The organism is Bacteroidota bacterium, from assembly GCA_035506275.1.
GTDB lineage: Bacteria > Bacteroidota > Ignavibacteria > UBA10030 > UBA8401 > JAGVPT01.
Genome location: DATJPT010000009.1, coordinates 231896 through 250477, shown reverse-complemented (window position 1 = coordinate 250477; position 18582 = coordinate 231896). Strand labels below are relative to the sequence as shown.

Below are 18582 nucleotides of genomic sequence, written 5' to 3'. Positions count from 1 at the left end.
TTTTCCGATCATCCACCATTGTGAAAGGAACGTTCCATGAGCGACGCCGCACGGTATGAAATAAAAGACACAACGGGCAACCCAGCCCCTCTTGGGCTGCTCGCCTTCGGCATGACGACGGTACTCCTCAACATCCATAATGCTGGATTCTTCGAATTGAATTCGATGATCCTGGCGATGGGGATCTTTTACGGCGGTCTTGCTCAAATTGTCGCTGGAATTATGGAATGGAAAAAGAACAACACCTTCGGCACGACCGCTTTTTCCTCGTACGGATTTTTCTGGCTTATCCTCGTCGCGCTGATCGTCATGCCGAAATTGGGATTTGCCGAAGCGACGTCAAAAACCGGCATGATCTGTTTTCTGACTTCGTGGGGGATCTTCACCCTGTGCCTTTTTGTAGGCACCCTGAAGCTCTCAAGAGCCTTGCAGGTGGTCTTCGGATCGTTGACCCTCCTCTTTTTCCTTCTTGCCATCGGCGACGCCACCGACAGCGCATCCCTGAAACAATTCACCGGTTTCGAAGGGATCTTTTGCGGACTGTCGGCAGCATATGCCGGAGTGGCACAGGTCTTAAATGAAGTTTATGGGAAGGTTCTCCTTCCTCTGGGACCTGTAAAGAAATAGACTTCTCAGAAGAATTTTTGAGGCTGGATTCAACGCTGACGGGGGACGATGGTTCGCGACCATCGTGCCCTCGCGCAGACTCGAACTGCGATTAGAAGTTTAGGAAACTCCCGTTCTATCCTGTTGAACTACAAGGGCTGGGATTGAATGACGACAGCAGAAGCGTTGATGTAATTTACTGGTTAATGCTCACCTTGTCAACCTCATGAAAAAAATAATTCCGGCGTTCTGCGCATGATTTGACTCCACTCCGCATGAATGTTCTCCCCGACCGTTCATGGTGCAAATACTTTGGCTTTGCGCTGAACCTGGTTCGAGATGATGAAAGCAATTGCTCGGAGAGCCGCGGTATTCCTCCTGCCCAACCAACGTTAAAAACTTTTCCTCACCAAGCCGCCCCCGATGGAAATGTCTTCCAGAAAGACTGCTTCGCTGCCTGCTGTACGACTCCGTTTGAAGTGCAAAAGAGCACTTCGGAAGAACGAGCGGGCATGCTTTTAACATCGAGTATCACAAAATTCGAGGATGGTTTGAGAGAAGAAGATGTCTCCGGCTTCGACAGAGAGATGGCCGCTATCAAAGATCATCATATCTCACGACGCGCTTTTTGGATGCCATTCGGCCCCGATCCCATCAACAGCAGACAGTACGGCGAAAGTTTTTTGCTGATACGGCGCAACAGAAGGATGCGACTGTGGTGGTCGCGCGATCAAATGACAGCCCTCTCCCCCTGACTCAAGATTATACATAACTGCGGTCGGCCCCACCGCAGGACGACTCGCGGAGAACCCTGCAAGCGGCCGCTTCCGACGACGAGAATTGTTGGCGATGAATAATGCCGGCCTGGGGAGAATTTTGAAGACGTTTGGGTTTTACGGTGCTATGCAAACCTGTGGATAAATCGTCTTACATTGCCTGTTGCTGGTCGCAGCAGTCTCATCATTGGTCCCCTTTCCATTCCTTCATTTTTCACCCTGGCGAATTCGGCCACAATTCTTCCTATTTCTGATAAGTTAGTTTGAGAATCCTAATTATGCGGTATGATTTAAAGGCATAATTCTTGTGGACTTAATGATATATCGTTTTTAAGATTCCGGCCGAAAATTTATGGGGAAAATGCCGATAGACTACATAGGGTTTTCCTCTTTCGGCGATTAAGATTTAAGGATGGATCAGGGAGCTGACGCCGGCCGGCGGGGCGGATCGATGAACTTTGTTAGAGAAGGATCCTTTGAACAGTAGCGAAGAGCGTTTCTACATTTCCGTCGAATCGTTGCGCATCAACATCACAAGGCGGCTTATTCCTCTTTTTTTCACGGCACTCTTCATCACCACCGTCATTTCGTTCTCAAGAATCCCGATGATGGGATTCCCCCCCTTAATGATCGTGCAACTGGTGATGGTGTGTGCTGCAGGAGGATTGCTTTTTGCTCGAAACCGCCTCCGCGCCGATCACGCAGCGCTGGTGATGGTCGGGATTTTCTCATTGTACGTGATTTGCGGCGCAGCCAGTATGGGACTGCTCTCAGCCACCTTTGTCCTGGGGCCGATCATTTCCCTCTACCTTATGCTCCTTGGCCACCGGAGATCTGCTTATGCAAGCATCGTTCTCACGTTTGTCTTCTTATGTGTCATTGGCGCTCTGTTCGTTTCGGGAAAGTTCGATTACCGCCTTTCTCCTGATGAGTACGTGCATTCGTTGTCAGCATGGTTGTTGATGATCTTCAGCATCACCCTCATCTCCGCATCATTCGTTGTCCCGTTTGAACTCATCCCAGGCGTCTTGGAAGGAAGTGAAGAGCGTTTCCGCGAAGCAATGGAGAACGCGAATGTCGGAATCTGCCTGACAGGACTTGATGGACACTTTCTGATGATCAACGACGAAATGTGCCGTTTGCTGGGTTACGACCGGCAAGAACTGGGGCAATTAAGCGTTATGGACATCACGTACCGCGATGACCTCGAAAAGACGCGCGCTTTTATTGAAGGCGCTCCGAACGGCCGTGAGGAAAAAATCAACCTGGAAAAAAGATTCGTTTGCAAGAACGGGGGGCTCTTGTGGGCGAATGTTTCGAGCGCGTTGCTCCGTGACCATCAACGAAAACCGCTCTACTTTATCACTCATGTCCGGAATATCACTCAAACGAAAACCTCCGAGCAGGAACTGAAGCAAGCCCTCGAATGGCAGGAGGCAATATTTCAAGGTTCGCGCGATTCTGTTTTTATTACAGACCGCACGTCTCGATTTGTTGCGGTCAACGACGCCGCTTGTGCGCTCACCGGGTACCCCCGGGAACAGCTCCTCACGATGAGGATCCCCGACCTGCACGATCAACCCGATTTAGCGGCATACGAGAAATATCATCAGAGAATTTTCGACGGAGAGGAGATCGTCTCAGAAGCAAAGATTCTGAGACGCGACGGCACAAAAATCGATGTGGAATTCAGCAACAGGCCGATCACCGTCGTTGGGTCGTCCTACATGCACACAACGGGCCGCGATATCTCTGAGCGGAAACAGACGGAAGACGCTCTTCTTGAAAGCGAAGAACGGTATCAGCGCATCAGCAACGCTGTCACCGACTATATTTATACCGTTCATGTTGTTGACGGCCGCCCTGTCGAAACGGTGCATGGCCCCGGCTGCGCTACGGTGACCGGCTACGAAAGCTCAGAATTCGCGGCGAAGCCGTATCTCTGGTTCGAGATGATAGCGCCCGAAGACCGGGCAATGGTCGAAGAACAATCCGGGCGTATTCTTCGCGGAGAGGAGACCTCCCCAATCGAACATCGAATCACCCATAAAAATGGGGGGGTGCGATGGGTGAGGAATACTTTCGTCCCCCACCGCGGCGCTCGGGGGGAACTTTCTTCATACGATGGATTGATCCAGGACATCACCGAGCGTAAAGTTGCAGAACAAGCCCTCCAGGAAAGCGAGACAAAGTACCGCTCGCTGGTCGAGGAGTTCGCCGATGCTATCGCGATCTACGTGGACGGGAAAATCGTTTTTGCGAACAGCGCGAGCGCTGGTTTGATGAGAGCATCGAGCACGCAGGAACTCATCGGGAAATCGGTCATTGATCTTGTCCATCCCGATTATCGGGCATTGATCGCCACGAGAATGGCTGAAGTTCTGACCAACGGCAAACCGCTGCCGCTTCTTGAGGAGAAATTCATCCGCCTGGATGGAACCGTTGTCGACGTCGAGGTGAAAGCACTGCCGGTCTCGTTCGGCTCGAAAGCAGGGGTGCAGATCGTCGTTCGCGATATTTCGGAGAGAAAGCAAGCGGAGGCTGCGCTCCGTGAAAGCCAGGCCCGCTACCGCGCAATGATCGAACAAAGCAGCGAAGGGATCACCATCGCCGACCTCGACGGCCGCTATATCATGGTGAATCCCGCCTATTGTATGATGACCCAATACTCCGAGAGCGAACTGTTGACGATGCATGTCAGCGACCTGCTTCTGCCGCAATCCTCGTTGAAGCTCTTTAAGAGCGTTGCGGCCGAGAATAAAATAGGGTCCAGAGAAGTTGAGCTAAAGCGAAAGGATGGTACCACGTTTATCGCCCTGATCAGCGGGGCGCCCCTGGAAATTGGGAACAAGAGATATGTCCAGGGCATCGTCCAGGACATCACTGACCGTAAACGCGCTGAAGAAGAATTGCGCGAAAGCGAAGAACGGTTTCATACGATGTTTGAAATGCACGATGCGGCTATGCTGATCATTGAGCCAGATTCTGCGCGAATCCTCGACGCGAACCCTGCAGCCGAAAGATTCTACGGTTATGCCGGCGCTCAGCTCCGCACAATGACGATTCACGACATCAACATGATGCCGGTCGAAAAAGTCAGCGGTGAAATGCTGCGCGCGTCATCCAGTCAAAAAAACACTTTCTTTTTTTTGCACAAGCTCGCCAACGGCGAAAACCGGTTTGTCGAAGTCCATTCATCTCCTATCAGCATCGGGGGGAAACAAAGACTGTTTTCAATCATCCACGACATCACCGAGCGCAAGAAAGCCGAAGAGCAGCTGCGCAAACTTTCCGTTGCAGTGGAACAAAGCCCCGTTTCCATTATTATCACGGATACCAAGGGGTGCATCGAATACGTCAATCCAAAATTCACCGAGGTAACGGGTTATGCGAACGACGAGGTCCTCGGGAAAAAGCCCAGCATTTTGAAGTCGGGCGAGACCCCCGATAAGGAGTATAAACACCTATGGGACACCATCAGCTCGGGAAAAGAATGGCGCGGTGAGCTTCACAACAAGAAAAAAAATGGGGAACTCTTCTGGGAAATAGCGTCGATCTCTCCTGTCAGGGATGAGAACAATGCTATCACCAATTATCTCGCCGTCAAAGAGGATATCACGGAGCGAAAACGCGCGGAGGAAGCGCTTCGTCACGCACAGAAATTGGAAGGAATCGGAACGCTTGCTGGCGGGATCGCCCATGATTTTAACAATCTTCTGAACGCGATCATCGGCCAATCGTCGCTGGCTCTCGGGAGATTGCCGAAAGAGAGTCCAGCCGAGGGAAATATCTCGAAAGCTCTGAAGGCAGCCGAACGCGCGGCGGACCTCACACGCCAGCTTCTTGCGTATTCCGGCAAAGGGAAATTTCTTTCAGAAGATTTCGACCTCAATAAGCTTGTAGAAGAAAATGCCCAGTTGCTCGAGGTTTCAGTTCCAAAATCGAGCCACTTGCGTTACGATCTTGATACGTCGGTGCTCTGCATGCGCGGTGACATGGGACAGATCCAACAGGTTGTGATGAACCTCATTATCAACGCCGGTGAGGCCCTGGGAACGAAAGCGGGCCACATCACCGTGTGCACAAGGCGGATCGAGATCACCGAACGCGATTCAGAATACTGGAAATACACGAACAATCCTTTGCCGCCCGGGGCGTATGTTTCATTCCAGGTGAACGACAGCGGCCACGGGATCAGTTCACAGGTCATGGCGCGGATCTTCGACCCGTTCTTCACCACGAAATTTACGGGACGAGGGTTGGGGCTTGCCGCTGTCCTCGGCATCATTAAAGGACATCATGGAGGCATTCGGATCAGCAGCGAAAAAGGAAAAGGTTCGGAATTTGAAGTGATCTTTCCTTACGTGAACTCGTCCGGTTCGACAGCATCCCAAGAGACCGATGAGGCCTCGCCGATCAACGGGCGAGGAGAATCAATTCTCCTGATCGACGACGAGCCCGCAATACTAGAGATGCTCGCAGACGTTTTGACCGATGCAAATTTTACCGTCCTGCAGGCATCGAACCCGGCCGACGGGATCGCTCTTTACCGGGAACATTCCGACAAAGTTTCGCTCGTAGTCTTGGATTATTCTATGCCGGGGATGGATGGAAAAGCCGCCTTCAATGAGCTCGTGAAAATAAACAAGGCTGTCAAAGTGCTCCTGTGCTCCGGTTATACAGAAGAAGAGATCAGGTCGGCGTTCGGGGGGAGTGCACCCGAAGGGTTTCTTCAGAAGCCGTACAAGCCAAACGCACTGCTGCACAAGGCATCAGCGATGCTCGCGCGAAGATCTTCATAATGTGTTGTGAAGCGTAGACATTTCCGTATGATCTTACTGCCGTTTTCAACCCGCATCTAAGCACTATCAAAGGAGGTACTCTTCATGGATCCTGTATTATTATCGCGTCTTCAGTTTGCCCTCACAGTAGGGTTTCATTTCATTTTTCCGCCGGTCACGATCGGGCTCGCCTGGCTGCTTGTGATCGTCGAGGGGCTTGGGTGGAAGAAGAATGATCAAACGTACGTCCGTGCCGGAAAATTTTTCGCAAAAATTCTTGCGCTGACTTTTGCCGTCGGCGTCGCCACCGGCATCGTCATGGAATTCCAGTTCGGCACGAATTGGGCCGAGTATTCGAAATTTGTCGGAGACATCTTCGGGGCTCCACTGGCCGCGGAAGGGGTCTTTGCCTTCTTTCTCGAGTCGACGTTCCTGGGCCTCTACCTGTTCGGCCGGAATAAAGTCTCCAAAGGAGTCCATTGGTTCTCGATCCTGATGGTCGCACTCGGCTCCACCATATCGGCGTTTTGGATACTGGTAGCAAGTTCGTGGATGCAAACGCCCGCAGGATTCCGCATCCAGAACGGCCGGGCTGAGCTTACCGATTTCTGGGAGGCCGTATTCAACCCCTCGACACTTCCGAGATTTTTTCATACCGTCGATGCCGCCCTGATCGCCGGCGCGTTCATTATGGCCGGTATCTCGGCTTACTTGATCCTGAGAAACAAAGAAACTGAGACCGCAAAGCGCTCTCTCACCATTGCGATCACATTCGGCCTTCTTGTTTCTGTCATGGAAGTTTTCCCCTTCGGGCATATTCACGGTCAGCAGGTTGCCCGGACTCAGCCGGAAAAATTTGCGGCAATTCAAGGTCTTTACGCTACCGAGAAGGGGGCGCCGCTCGTCTTCTTTGCCTATCCGACCGTTCCCCCTCCCACACTTCGGGCTCCTATCGAGATCCCCGGACTGCTGAGCTGGCTGGCATTCGGCGATCTCCAGGCGCCGGTCAAAGGCATCAATGAATTTTCACAGGACCAAATCCCGCCGCTCTGGCCGACGTTCGTTTCATACCACAACATGGTGCTGCTCGGGCTCTACTTCATTGCGATGATGTCTTTCGGGTTTGTGCAGCTGCGCAGAAAGAAGCTGTGGGAAAGCCGCCGACTCTTAAAATTTTTCGTGTGGTCGATGCCTTTTCCCGTCATCGCTTGCCAACTCGGATGGATCACTGCCGAAGTTGGCCGGCAGCCATGGATCGTGTACCATATCATGAAAACCGGCGACGCCATTTCCAAGACCGTCAGCGCAGGAGAAATTCTCTTCTCCGTGATTTTATTCGGCCTTATCTATCTCCTGCTCGGTTCTTTGTACATCTATCTGTTTATTCAGGAAATGAAGCATGGACCTGAAGCTGCAAATGGTATTTCGTTCTCTCAGCCAGCAAAGGAGGTGGTACGCTAATGGACCTGAACACCGTTTGGTTTTTACTCGTGGGGGTTTTGTTGATCGGTTATGCAATTTTGGATGGTTTTGATTTCGGTGTTGGCGTCGTACATCTATTCACGAAAGGGGAAGAACGTCGACGAATCAACATCAACGCGATCGGGCCGGTATGGGATGGCAACGAGGTGTGGCTCCTGACGGGGGGCGGCGCACTCTTCGCCGCATTCCCGATCGTCTATGCCACCGTTTTCAGCGCGTTTTATCTCGCCTTAATGCTCTTATTGCTTGCCTTAATTCTGCGGGCCGTGTCGTTTGAATTCCGCAGCAAGGTCGATTCGCCGGGCTGGCGGGCGGCATGCGATTGGGCATTCGGCCTCGGAAGCCTTCTCCCCGCGGTTCTGCTGGGCGTAGCGTTCGGCAACATCCTTCGGGGCGTTCCGATCGATGCAACCGGCACTTTCGTTGGAAGTTTCCTCGGCCTGTTGAATCCTTATTCCGTGGCGGTTGGCCTCCTCTCGCTAGCACTTTTCGTGATGCACGGGGCAATCTATCTGGCCATGAAAACAACGGATGATCATCGTGGCTGGATTGTAAAATGGATTACTCCTTCTTGGATCACGTTTGTTGCCCTCTACGCCGTTGCAACGCTGGCGACGTTTTTTGAAGCGGGTTTCCTCTTTCAGGGAGTGTTAAGCAATCCGCTTTTCTGGCTTCTCATTCTCCTGCTGTTCGGGTCGGTCATCTACATCCCGATCGCAGCAAAGGGGGGGCAGTATTTCAAAACGTTCATTGCGTCTTCCACGCTCATTGCCGCGATGATCGGGCTTGCTGCTGTGAGTCTATTCCCGAGGCTCGTCCCCTCGAACATCGATCTTGCAAACAGTCTCACGATCTATAATGCATCTTCGACACAAGGGACACTCGGCACGATGCTGGTTATCGCATTGATAGGCATGCCGGTCGTTATTGGGTATACGATCTTCGTCTACCGCGTGTTCAAGGGGAAGGTCTTGTTGTCAAAAGAGAGCTATTAGAGAGTCCGTCAGAGGGCTGAGCGCCGTCCGCACCGGGGAAAAACCCGAACGCGGACGGCGTTTAAGTCTATCACGAAGAAGCCTCATACTTCCCGAAAACCGTCGGAGTGAAATCGTTCTCTGTCGCGGTTTCTACTCAAGCAAACAATGTCCATCGGGCGTTCAACCATCGTATGGCAGGAATGCCACTTGACGGCGTTCATAAAATATGATATATTGGCGTCGAGTGAGGGAAGCGGCGCGGAAAAGACAAAGCCTCCGCAATGATCGACGGAGCCATCCGGCTCTGGTCAATTGATTCTTCTCGCATCCAACCTCCATCGGGGACACTCATGTGAAATGGAATTATCGGTGCCCACAATGCAGCAAACGGCACGCCAACGACTGGGGAGACAGAGATAAGACTCTTATCTGTCCGAACGCGAAACAGAGCTTTCGATTGCCATCGCCGGAGCAACAACATGACGGATTTGTTGACTCCCACGAATGGCCGGAGGAGATGGAAAGAGCGGTTGTTCTCCTGAAAGGAAATATATGCACTGTGCCAGGATGCAAGAAACCGTACGAAACCCTCGACCATCGGATTCCCTGGTCGAATAACGGGCATACTTCCGTCGAAAACCTCTTTCCGATGTGCAAAGAACATAACGGTGCTAAAGGAGACATGCAGTACAACACATGGCTTTCCGTCAAGGATCATCAACCTCGCCTCCCCGTCGATGGGGGAAACGAGAGAATCGTGTCTGAGAAGGACCCGGCAATACAATAAGTCAATCCGGCTGAATCAATATGGAGGACCCTTTCCATGAAATGGTATCATTATGTGATGTGTTTCCTGGCCGGCCTCTTCCTGGCCAATACCGTACCGCATTTCATTCACGGAGTTTCAGGAGATAAATTCCCTTCGCCGTTCGCCAATCCTCCCGGCAGAGGACTCTCTTCCCCATTTGTCAATGTTCTCTGGGGATTCGCAAACATGCTGGCCGGATATTTTTTGCTTCGAGGAGGCAAACTCTCACGGGAAAAGATGTGGAGTCTCGTCGCATTTTTTGCCGGCGTGCTTTGCATGAGCATCATGCTCAGTTTTACTTTTGCCGATAAGGCACAATAAAATCTGACAACCGCCTCTTCAAGCTCATACTAACAAACGATGAGAACAGTGACCGTCCCCGACCGCCGATTCAGCCTCCTTCCTTTTCTTTTGAGTATGCTCCTCCTCCTTCCCTCCTGCTCACGGCACAACGAGGGGGAAAAAGGCCTCTCTCAAGATGCCGATGACTATCGGGCGATGTCCCAGGCTCCTGGGATCCAATATCCTTCCGACCAAATTACCTTTCATCAGACCAACCTCCATTTTCGGTACGAGCTTCAATCTGCCACAACGGATGCGCAACGTTCGGCTATCCTGGATGAATGTGATAAAGCACGAACGAAATTCTTCAAGGAGAGGAAGAAACATATTGACAACTGGATAGGCCGAATTGCAGAAGTACGGAATGAAAATAAAGGGGCATGGACATTTCTGAGAATTGTCAGCGAAGCTGGGATGCTGTTGGTCTCCTATCAAACCCACTACCAGCGCTGGCCCACATGGAAAGACAACTCCGTCATCGACAAAGGGACAAAACCATATCAGCAAGTCGCTCATCTCGGCGTCGGTCAATTAGTGACATTCTCGGGAGTATTCGTTGAGAGTATTTACGACAGATACAGTGAGACCAAGACCCTCGACCTTCCATCAGTGAATTCTCCTTCGGTGGTGATCAAATTCAATAGCATCACTCCGTACTCCCCGGCGGCGAAATAATAAAAATATTCATTCGATTTCTTCAATACGGCCGTCCTTCCTTTCTTCCATTCACATCACTTCGTTACCAGCCACTTGGCTGAAATTAGCCAGCACGATTAGCATCGAGCACTCCCCTCCCTTCTGCGCAATCCGTATCCGAGTATTTTCGCGATTCTCAGAGGATTCCGCCGCATACGAATAAGTTCGTCGTGGCACGCCTGTTGCTCAAGTAAATAGGGGGAGAGATATTATTGCAGGGGGCGTCGCTCCGGAGGTAAGGTTTACGTTTTCTGCCTCCTCAGGACTAATACGAAGGAGAAACAAATTTTCCTTCTATCGCAAACGGGTCGCCTCCGTTCGACCCCCTCAATGGAGCCCTGCTCAAGAAACAGTCACGATCAACATTGATGACAAAAACCCCATGGGAAAAATTTCTCTCGACAAACTCAGCGAAGGGATGATCATTGATGAAGCTGTCAGCGACCTTCACGGCACGATGCTGCTGCAAAAGGGGACTGCGGTCACTCAATCAGGAATCAAGATCTTAAAAACGTGGGGCATTACTGAAGTGAGTGTTGACGAAGCCAGCACAAAGCAATGCGAAGGGACGACGGAGCCTCAGACCCCCCCCCGGTTCATAGAAGAAGCGACAGCCGAAGCAGCAGTGCTTTTCAGATATGTCAACGAAGCGAACGCCTTCTCGAAAGAGCTCAAGCGAATCGCAATCAGCCGCATCGCCGGAGCGAAATCGAAAGAAGGGTCGCCATGCTGAACAATCCCCGGGAACTGATCGACGGATCGGAAAGGCTTTCTTCCATTTCGGTAGTCCATGACCGGCTGCATGAGGCAATTTTCAACCGGCAGACGACCGTGGCCCAAATCAGCGCCATTATCATGCAGGATGCCGGCTTGACCGCCAGGCTCCTCCGAATCGTCAACAGCGCATATTTCGGGTTTCCAAGAAAAATCGATACAATATCGCGGGCCGTGATGATCATCGGCACGCAGCAGCTGCATGATCTCTCGATCGCAACGTCGATCGTGAAACTCTTCCGCAATATTCCCGAGCGGTTCGTTTCGATGGAATCATTCTGGAAGCACGGTATCGCGTGCGGCCTTGCAGCGAGGGTCATCGCATGTCTCAACCGTGAATCGAACGTCGAGCGCTTTTTTGTCGCCGGGATTCTCCATGATGTCGGAAGGCTGATCATGTACGATAAAATACCCGACGTGATGGACGAGGTATTCGATTCCATCACTGAACATCCCGCTCCCATGTTCAAAGCCGAGCAGGAAATTGTCGGCTTCGACCATGCCGCGGTCGGCGGGGCGCTGATCGAAGCATGGCGCCTTCCGGGAAGCCTCGAAGAGGTTATCCGGTATCACCACACTCCCATGCTTGCAAGCCGTTACCGCGACGAGGCGTGCGTCATCCACATCGCCGATGTCGTAGCTCACACCATCCAATGCGGGAGCAGCGGAGAAATATGCGTCCCTCCTTTCGACGAGGAGGCATGGCTGGCGTTGGGGCTTAACCCGGGATTTCTTCCTCAAATCTTCGACCTCGTGGACCGGAATCTCGACAGTGTTTTGAAAATGTTTCATGCGGGGGAATCATGACAGATGCAGACCATCAGGCGGGCCCGAGCGCCGAAGCGCTGCTGGAGCGCGTGCGTTTTCTCGAGGAGACAAACCAATGGATGCTCGAGTCGTTCGAAGAAGTTTCCACCATCGACGACGAGCAATCCTCGCTGCAATCAGGCTGGGATAAACTTTCGATTTACAGTTCGACGCGCGAACATCTTCGCCGCCTTGTCGGGCTGGAGACGACGGCTTTTTTCATCCCCGACGAGTCGACCAATGAATTTACCCTGGACGATGTCGATCCGCCAGGCGACCGTCATCTGATTCTTAACGAGGTGAACCAGTTTATCGACGAGGGCCTTTTTGGCTGGGCGCTGCATCAAAGCAGGCCTATTCCTATTCCGTCCCGAACCGACGGGCGCGTCTTCGTCCTGCACGGCCTTGAGACCCGGCGGAGCGTCATCGGGATGTTCGTGGGCATCGCGGCCGGCGCTGAATCTATCCCGAATAAGCTGGCGCTCAACCTGATGTCGATAATCCTGTTCAAGACAGCCGCCGGCCTCGAACAGCTGGAATTATACCGCCGTATCAGCAATCAAAACAGGCTCCTCGAGCAGAAGGTTGAGGAACGGACAAAGGAGCTGATCGCCGCGAAAGAAATTGCCGTCAGGGCTTCGCGGCTCAAATCCGAATTTGTGGCGAACATGAGTCACGAGCTGCGGACCCCCCTCAGCGGCATCATCGGCATGGCAGAACTTCTCCTCGGCGCTGAACTTCCAAACGAAGAGCGGAGGTACGCGGCGATCATCCGTGCATCAGGAGATACCCTCCTCGCGATCATCAACGACATTCTTGATTTTTCAAAGATCGAGGCGGGCAAGCTGACACTCGAACGAATTCCTTTCGACCTGGGACAGATCGTCGCCGAGGTCGCCGCGATCCTTGAGGGAAAAGCGGCTGAAAAAGGGCTGAAGATAAAAACGGATCTCCCTGAGAAATGCCTTTCGAATCTGCTGGGAGATCCGTTGCGTCTGCGGCAGATCCTGATGAACCTCGTCGGTAACGGGATCAAATTTACCGACCGGGGCTCGATCGCGATAAGCGCATCGATCGAACCGCCGGGCGTTGAGAACCCGATGCTGAAGATTTCGGTCTCCGACACCGGCATCGGCATTGCCGATGAAATTCAAAAGAACCTCTTCCAGAGTTTCACCCAGGGAGACGGGTCGACAACGAGAAAATACGGCGGAACCGGTCTCGGCCTTGCGATATCCAAACAGCTGGTGGAACTAATGGGAGGGTCGATCGGCGTTCAAAGTCACGAGGGGGAAGGAAGCACATTTTGGTTTACTCTCCCGCTTCACGCTCAACACGCGGTCCGGGAACCATCAGCAGTCCATATCATAGACCGGCTACACGATCATTCCCCTGATCCCCCCCCAATTTCAAGCGGCAAAGAGGATCATGCGCCGATGATCGTCGGCAAGGATGTCCGCATTCTGATCGCTGAAGACAATCAAATCAATCAGGAAGTCGCCAAGGGGATGCTCGAGAAATTCGGCGTGCAGGCGGCAGTCGCCGGCAACGGCCGTGAAACTGTCGAAGCGAATCTTCGGACTCCGTTTGATCTGATCTTTATGGACTGCCAAATGCCCGTGATGGACGGTTATGAGGCAACCCGGCTCATCCGGAGCAGTGATCAGCGGAGGGACAGGCCCGTGATCGTCGCGATGACGGCCAATGCCTTCAACGAGGACCGGGAGCGATGCATTCAGGCCGGGATGGACGATTACGTTGCGAAGCCGTTCAGGAAATCTGACATCGAGGGAATCCTTAGAAAGTGGCTGCCGCGCATCGCGATCAACGCGGGCACACCCCAACCCGTTCAGGCGTCTTCGGTCCTGACAGCGCCCCCCGCGACCGTCATAGATCCGGAACGCATCAAAGAAATTAACAGCATCACCTCGCACGGACATCCCAGCCTGTTACGACGCATCACGCGGCAGCTCGATAATGACTCGCCAAAAAGAATTCTTCAGATGCGTGAAGCGGCGGTTGCACAGGATGCCGGGAAGATCCGAATGGCCGCTCATGCCCTTCGGGGAAGCGCCGCTCAAATCGGCGCCGTCGCAGTTGCAGAACTTAGCGAGCATATAGAACTTCTTGCAATCAACGGCCATCTCGCAGAGACCGAACACCTGGTCGATGAACTCGAGGAGGCCCTTAAAAAAACAGTGTCGCAGCTTGAGACATTAATCCCAAAGGATGACCTTTTATGAAAATTCTTGTTGTCGATGACGACGTCGTCTCCCAGCTCCTGATCACGGAACAGCTGCAAAGCCTCAATTACGAAGTGTCTGTCGCCTCGGACGGCAAAGAGGCATGGAGCGTCTACCAGGCTAAGAATCCCAGGATCGTCATTACGGATTGGATGATGCCTCAGGTGGACGGCCTGGAATTGACCCGCATGATCCGGTCAGAGAACAGGAATGCGTACACGTTCATCATTTTCCTCACCGTTCTCCGGGGCAAAGGAAGTTATCTTGAAGCGATGAAAGCCGGAGCCGATGATGTTCTCACAAAGCCGTTCGACTCGGAGCAGCTGGCCGCGCGCTTGCAGGTCGCGGAACGCATCCTGAACATGCAGCACGAGATCCGGCAGCTTCAGTCGATCCTCCCGATCTGCTCCTACTGTAGACGGATCCGCCAGGATGACGACACATGGGTGTCAATCGAAAAGCACATCAAGCAGAAGACCGACACCTCGTTCTCGCACGGCATTTGTCCCGACTGCTATCACAGTCATGTGAAGCCGGCCATTGAAAAGCTTCGCGGCAAAGAAAAAGCTGTGTAAGGATTTTCCTGCTCCAGGGATCCGATCATTACGTCAATGCATGAAGGGAATAGTATGGGAATGAAAATACCGGGGAAGCCGACACTCAGACTTTTGGTCATCCTTGGCGGAGCCATGGTGGCGAGCGAGATAGCCAGCGTAAAGATTCTCCCCCTTTTCTTCAAGAGCGAAAGCTGGACGACGTCGCTTACCGAGGCGGGGTTGTTTACGTTGATTACGTTTCCCCTCGTCTATCTTTTTTCGTTCAAGCCAATGGACAGATTGTATGACAGGCTTCGCGAAACGGAAGAGCGTTTTCGAGCCACGTTCGCTCAGGCGGCCCTCGGCATAGCTCATGTTTCGCTTAACGGCAGATTCATTCTGGTCAATGCCCGATGGTGTGAGATCGTCGGCTATTCCCGGGACGAACTGATGACAATGAGGTTTCAGGATATCACACATCCGCAAGACCTGCAAAATAGCCTCGTGAATTTGAACTCGTTGCTGGCCGACGAAACCCGGACACTGACTACGGAAAAACGTTACCTCCGAAAGGACGGATCTGTCGTCTGGATCAATCTGCGGACTTCGTGTGTTCGAGACACTTCCGGTACGCCTCAGTATTTCATCTCCATTATTGAAGATATTACCCAGCGGCGGCAGGCAGAAACGGCCCTGCGCGAGAACGAGCATAACATGAATGCCATTCTGGAGTCGACCGCCGACGGCATTGCAGCCGTGAACAGTGAAGGGAGAATAATAAAATCCAACCAGCGGTTTGCCGAACTATGGAGGATCCCTCAATCATTGATCGATTCGGGGGATGAAACAGAGGTGTTCAATCATGTCCTGACAGAGGTTACGGACCCGGAAGCATTCCGTTCGAAGATTCAGCAGCTGCGAGGATCCGACGGCTTCGATTTTGACACTGTGTATTGCAAGGACGGCAGGGTCTTTGAGCGGTATTCCTCATCGATAACCAACGGGAGACAACACAGCGGACGCGTGTGGTCGTTCCGGGACATTACAAAGCGGACGGAAATGGAAAAGGATCTGCGCGAAAGCGAAGAGCGCTACCGCTCCATTATCAATGCGTCCCCCGACAACATTACCTTCGCCCGGCTCGACGGAAGTATTGAGATGATCTCACCGCTCGCCGTTTCCATGTTCGGTTATGATTCCGAAGAGCAGTCGCGCGGGTTGAATATCGTGGATTTTATCGTTCCAAGCGACCGGCCTCGCGCTCTCGCCAACATCGCGGCGAGACTCCATGGCGAGCCGATGCGGTCGAACGAGTACCGGGCGTTGCGTAAAAACGGAAGCACGTTCGACATTGAGGTCAACACAGACTTTATTCGTGACCGTGATGGCCGGCCTGAAAAATTAGTGCTGGTCATTCGCGATATCACCAAACGCAAAGAGGCTGAACAGGCGCTCCGGGAAAGTGAAGAGAGATTCCGGTCCGTCTACGAAAACTCAACCATCGGGCTGTACCGTACAAAGCCCGACGGGACCATCCTCCTTGCGAACCCCACGATCATTGAAAAGCTCGGATATAAGACGTTCGACGAACTGAAGTCGAGAAACTTGAACCGCGAAGGGTTCGAGCCGTCGTACGAACGCCGGCAGTTTGTCGAGCAGATGGAACGATGCGGCGAGATTCGAGGGCTGGAATCGGCCTGGAAGAAAAGCGACGGGTCGATCATTCACGTCAGAGAAAGCGCCCGTGCGATCAAAGATGGAGCCGGCAACACGCTCTATTACGACGGTACCGTAGAGGATATCACCGACAGAAAACGGGCCGAAGAGGCGCTCAGAGAAAGCGAAGCTCATGCCAGAAAACTTGCCGCTATCGTCGAATCGTCCGACGACGTCATCATTAGCAAGACGCTGGAGGGCATCATTACCAGCTGGAACAGAGGGGCGGAATCGATCTACGGTTACTCTCCGAGCGAGGTGATCGGGAAGCCCATCTCCATCCTCCTTCCCCCCGGCTCTTCGGACGACATGGAGGAGATTCTCGATAAAATCAAGGCGGGTTCGAAACTGGTCCATTACGAAACTGTCCGCCAGAAAAAGAACGGCGAACGGATCGAGATGTCCCTGACGATATCGCCGATCAAGGATCCCGACGGACGCATTGTCGCTGCGTCGACGATCGGGAGAGACATTACGGAACGGAACCGAGCGGAGAGGCTGCTGAGGCAGAGCGAGGACAAGTTCAAAACGGCATTCCTGACAAATCCCGACGCGGTGAACATTAACAGGCTTGATGACGGGATGTACGTTTCGATCAACCCGGGCTTCACCCGCATCATGGGCTACTCGGAAGAAGAGATGGTGGGAAAAACATCGCTCGGACTCGATATCTGGGTGCATCCCGAGGACAGGGAAAAGTTGATCGACGGATTGCGGGAAAACGGAAGGTTCGACAACCTCGAGGCCCCCTTCCGGACGAAGCATGGTGAGATCATCGTCGGCCTAATGTCCGCTTCCATCATCGAAATGGAAGGCGTCCCCCACATTCTCTCCATCACGCGCGACATCACCGACTTGAAACGGAGCGAAGAGAAAAAACTCGAGTTGGAACGCCGCCTTCTGCAGTCGCAAAAATTAGAAAGCATCGGGACCCTTGCCGGAGGCATTGCGCACGATTTCAATAACGTGCTCGGCGGAATTGTCGGCTATACTGAAATGTCGCTTCAGTATGCCGAGAAAAACTCAAAACTCGAGCGAAATCTCTTCAAAGTCCTCAAAGCTACCGAAAGGGCAAAAAATCTGATCCAACAGATACTGACATTCAGCCGAAAGACAGCGCCGCAAAAAGCGATCATTTCGGTCCGGCCGGTCATCAGAGAAGTGCTGGACATGCTGAAGGCTTCGATCCCCTCCTCCGTCACGATCCTCTCCGAACTGGACAAGACCGCAAAGCCGATCTTAGCTGATTCGACCAAGATCCATGAAGTGCTTCTGAATCTTGCCACCAATGCGGTTGATGCCATGGAAAGGCGGGGGACGCTGACATTTCGCCTTCTGTCTGTCATGCTCGATAAAGGTTTTCACGGTCAAGTCGGAGAGATCACGCCGGGCGAGTATACCGTCGTGGAAGTGTCCGACACGGGATGCGGAATGGATGCCGCGACGCTCGCGAGGGCATTCGAACCTTTCTTCACGACGAAGGCGGTCGGGATCGGCACGGGAATGGGGCTCAGCGTCGTGTTGGGGGTCCTCCAATCGTTCGGAGGAGATGTTCGGGTGGAAAGCATCGTTGGAAGAGGGACAACGTTCAGACTCTTCTTCCCCGCGGTCGATGATCCGGTCCCAGAAATAACGGATGAGGAGGCATTGAAGAAGCTGTCGGGCGACGAAACAATACTCTTTGTCGACGATGAACCGATGCTCATCGAAATGACGAAAGAGATACTGGCCCCGATGGGATACACCGTGATCGGCATTACCGAAAGCATCGAGGCGCTGCATTTCATTCAACAACACTCGAGCGACATCGACATCCTGATCACCGACCAGACCATGCCGGGCATCTCGGGAATGGAACTGGCAAAAGAAACGTTGAAAATACGAAGCGATCTTCCGGTTGTTCTCTGTACCGGATTCAGCAGCGAATTGAACCCGGAGAGAGTGGCCGCGATCGGCATTGACCACATCTTAATGAAGCCTTTTCGCGCAAACGAATTGAGCGGAATTATCAGGGATATTATTGATCATCAACAATAAA

Annotated in this window: 13 protein-coding genes and 1 tRNA gene; 13 read left to right on the top strand and 1 reads right to left on the bottom strand. The window is 52.7% G+C overall.

The window, feature by feature from the left end:
• The first annotated feature begins 36 nt into the window (after positions 1-36).
• On the top strand, positions 37-627 hold the full coding sequence (locus VMF88_08915) for an acetate uptake transporter (protein ID HTY11181.1): 591 nt from the start codon (positions 37-39) through the stop codon (positions 625-627).
• 65 nt (positions 628-692) lie between these two features.
• On the opposite strand, the gene VMF88_08910 is transcribed toward VMF88_08915, so the two are convergent.
• Positions 693-765, bottom strand: a tRNA-Arg gene (locus tag VMF88_08910).
• A 116-nt stretch (positions 766-881) separates the two neighbouring features.
• Here VMF88_08910 and VMF88_08905 point away from each other — a divergent pair.
• The 12 genes from VMF88_08905 to VMF88_08850 all read left to right on the top strand — a co-directional run bounded on the left by VMF88_08905 (position 882) and on the right by VMF88_08850 (position 18581).
• Complete coding sequence (locus VMF88_08905) at positions 882-1361, top strand: hypothetical protein (GenBank protein ID HTY11180.1); 480 nt, start codon at positions 882-884, stop codon at positions 1359-1361.
• 497 nt (positions 1362-1858) lie between these two features.
• Complete coding sequence (locus VMF88_08900) at positions 1859-6184, top strand: PAS domain S-box protein (GenBank protein HTY11179.1); 4326 nt, start codon at positions 1859-1861, stop codon at positions 6182-6184.
• An 84-nt stretch (positions 6185-6268) separates the two neighbouring features.
• On the top strand, positions 6269-7624 hold the full coding sequence (locus VMF88_08895; GenBank protein ID HTY11178.1) for a cytochrome ubiquinol oxidase subunit I: 1356 nt from the start codon (positions 6269-6271) through the stop codon (positions 7622-7624).
• The gene (gene cydB / locus VMF88_08890; GenBank protein ID HTY11177.1) at positions 7624-8640 is read left to right on the top strand and encodes a cytochrome d ubiquinol oxidase subunit II; all 1017 of its coding nucleotides are present in this window, start codon (positions 7624-7626) and stop codon (positions 8638-8640) included. The genes VMF88_08895 and cydB overlap by 1 nt, the downstream gene beginning before the upstream one ends.
• Positions 8641-9139: 499 nt before the next feature.
• Positions 9140-9409: an HNH endonuclease signature motif containing protein gene (locus VMF88_08885; GenBank protein ID HTY11176.1), complete on the top strand. Its 270-nt coding sequence runs from the start codon at positions 9140-9142 to the stop codon at positions 9407-9409.
• A gap of 36 nt (positions 9410-9445) precedes the next feature.
• The gene (locus VMF88_08880) at positions 9446-9751 is read left to right on the top strand and encodes a hypothetical protein (protein HTY11175.1); all 306 of its coding nucleotides are present in this window, start codon (positions 9446-9448) and stop codon (positions 9749-9751) included.
• Positions 9752-9790: 39 nt separating this feature from the next.
• Positions 9791-10447, top strand: a complete 657-nt coding sequence (locus tag VMF88_08875; protein ID HTY11174.1) for a hypothetical protein — start codon at positions 9791-9793, stop codon at positions 10445-10447.
• 403 nt (positions 10448-10850) lie between these two features.
• Positions 10851-11201 carry a hypothetical protein gene (locus VMF88_08870; GenBank protein HTY11173.1) on the top strand — a complete coding sequence of 117 codons (351 nt, stop codon included), beginning with the start codon at positions 10851-10853 and terminating at the stop codon, positions 11199-11201.
• Positions 11195-12049, top strand: a complete 855-nt coding sequence (locus VMF88_08865; protein ID HTY11172.1) for an HDOD domain-containing protein — start codon at positions 11195-11197, stop codon at positions 12047-12049. The genes VMF88_08870 and VMF88_08865 overlap by 7 nt, the downstream gene beginning before the upstream one ends.
• On the top strand, positions 12046-14292 hold the full coding sequence (locus tag VMF88_08860; GenBank protein HTY11171.1) for an ATP-binding protein: 2247 nt from the start codon (positions 12046-12048) through the stop codon (positions 14290-14292). Before VMF88_08865 ends, VMF88_08860 begins: the two co-directional genes overlap by 4 nt.
• Positions 14289-14867 (top strand): response regulator, encoded by a 579-nt coding sequence (locus VMF88_08855; protein ID HTY11170.1) that lies wholly within the window; start codon positions 14289-14291, stop codon positions 14865-14867. The genes VMF88_08860 and VMF88_08855 overlap by 4 nt, the downstream gene beginning before the upstream one ends.
• A gap of 54 nt (positions 14868-14921) precedes the next feature.
• Positions 14922-18581 (top strand): PAS domain S-box protein, encoded by a 3660-nt coding sequence (locus VMF88_08850; GenBank protein ID HTY11169.1) that lies wholly within the window; start codon positions 14922-14924, stop codon positions 18579-18581.
• The last annotated feature ends 1 nt before the right edge of the window (position 18582 follow it).

Coding starts and splice junctions, on each gene's coding strand:
- VMF88_08875 (HTY11174.1), top strand. CDS start 9,791: ATGAGAACAGTGACCGTCCCCGACCGCCGATTCAGCCTCCTTCCTTTT.
- VMF88_08895 (HTY11178.1), top strand. CDS start 6,269: ATGGATCCTGTATTATTATCGCGTCTTCAGTTTGCCCTCACAGTAGGG.
- VMF88_08865 (HTY11172.1), top strand. CDS start 11,195: ATGCTGAACAATCCCCGGGAACTGATCGACGGATCGGAAAGGCTTTCT.
- VMF88_08905 (HTY11180.1), top strand. CDS start 882: ATGAATGTTCTCCCCGACCGTTCATGGTGCAAATACTTTGGCTTTGCG.
- cydB (HTY11177.1), top strand. CDS start 7,624: ATGGACCTGAACACCGTTTGGTTTTTACTCGTGGGGGTTTTGTTGATC.
- VMF88_08915 (HTY11181.1), top strand. CDS start 37: ATGAGCGACGCCGCACGGTATGAAATAAAAGACACAACGGGCAACCCA.
- VMF88_08885 (HTY11176.1), top strand. CDS start 9,140: ATGGAAAGAGCGGTTGTTCTCCTGAAAGGAAATATATGCACTGTGCCA.
- VMF88_08880 (HTY11175.1), top strand. CDS start 9,446: ATGAAATGGTATCATTATGTGATGTGTTTCCTGGCCGGCCTCTTCCTG.
- VMF88_08850 (HTY11169.1), top strand. CDS start 14,922: ATGGGAATGAAAATACCGGGGAAGCCGACACTCAGACTTTTGGTCATC.
- VMF88_08860 (HTY11171.1), top strand. CDS start 12,046: ATGACAGATGCAGACCATCAGGCGGGCCCGAGCGCCGAAGCGCTGCTG.
- VMF88_08855 (HTY11170.1), top strand. CDS start 14,289: ATGAAAATTCTTGTTGTCGATGACGACGTCGTCTCCCAGCTCCTGATC.
- VMF88_08870 (HTY11173.1), top strand. CDS start 10,851: ATGGGAAAAATTTCTCTCGACAAACTCAGCGAAGGGATGATCATTGAT.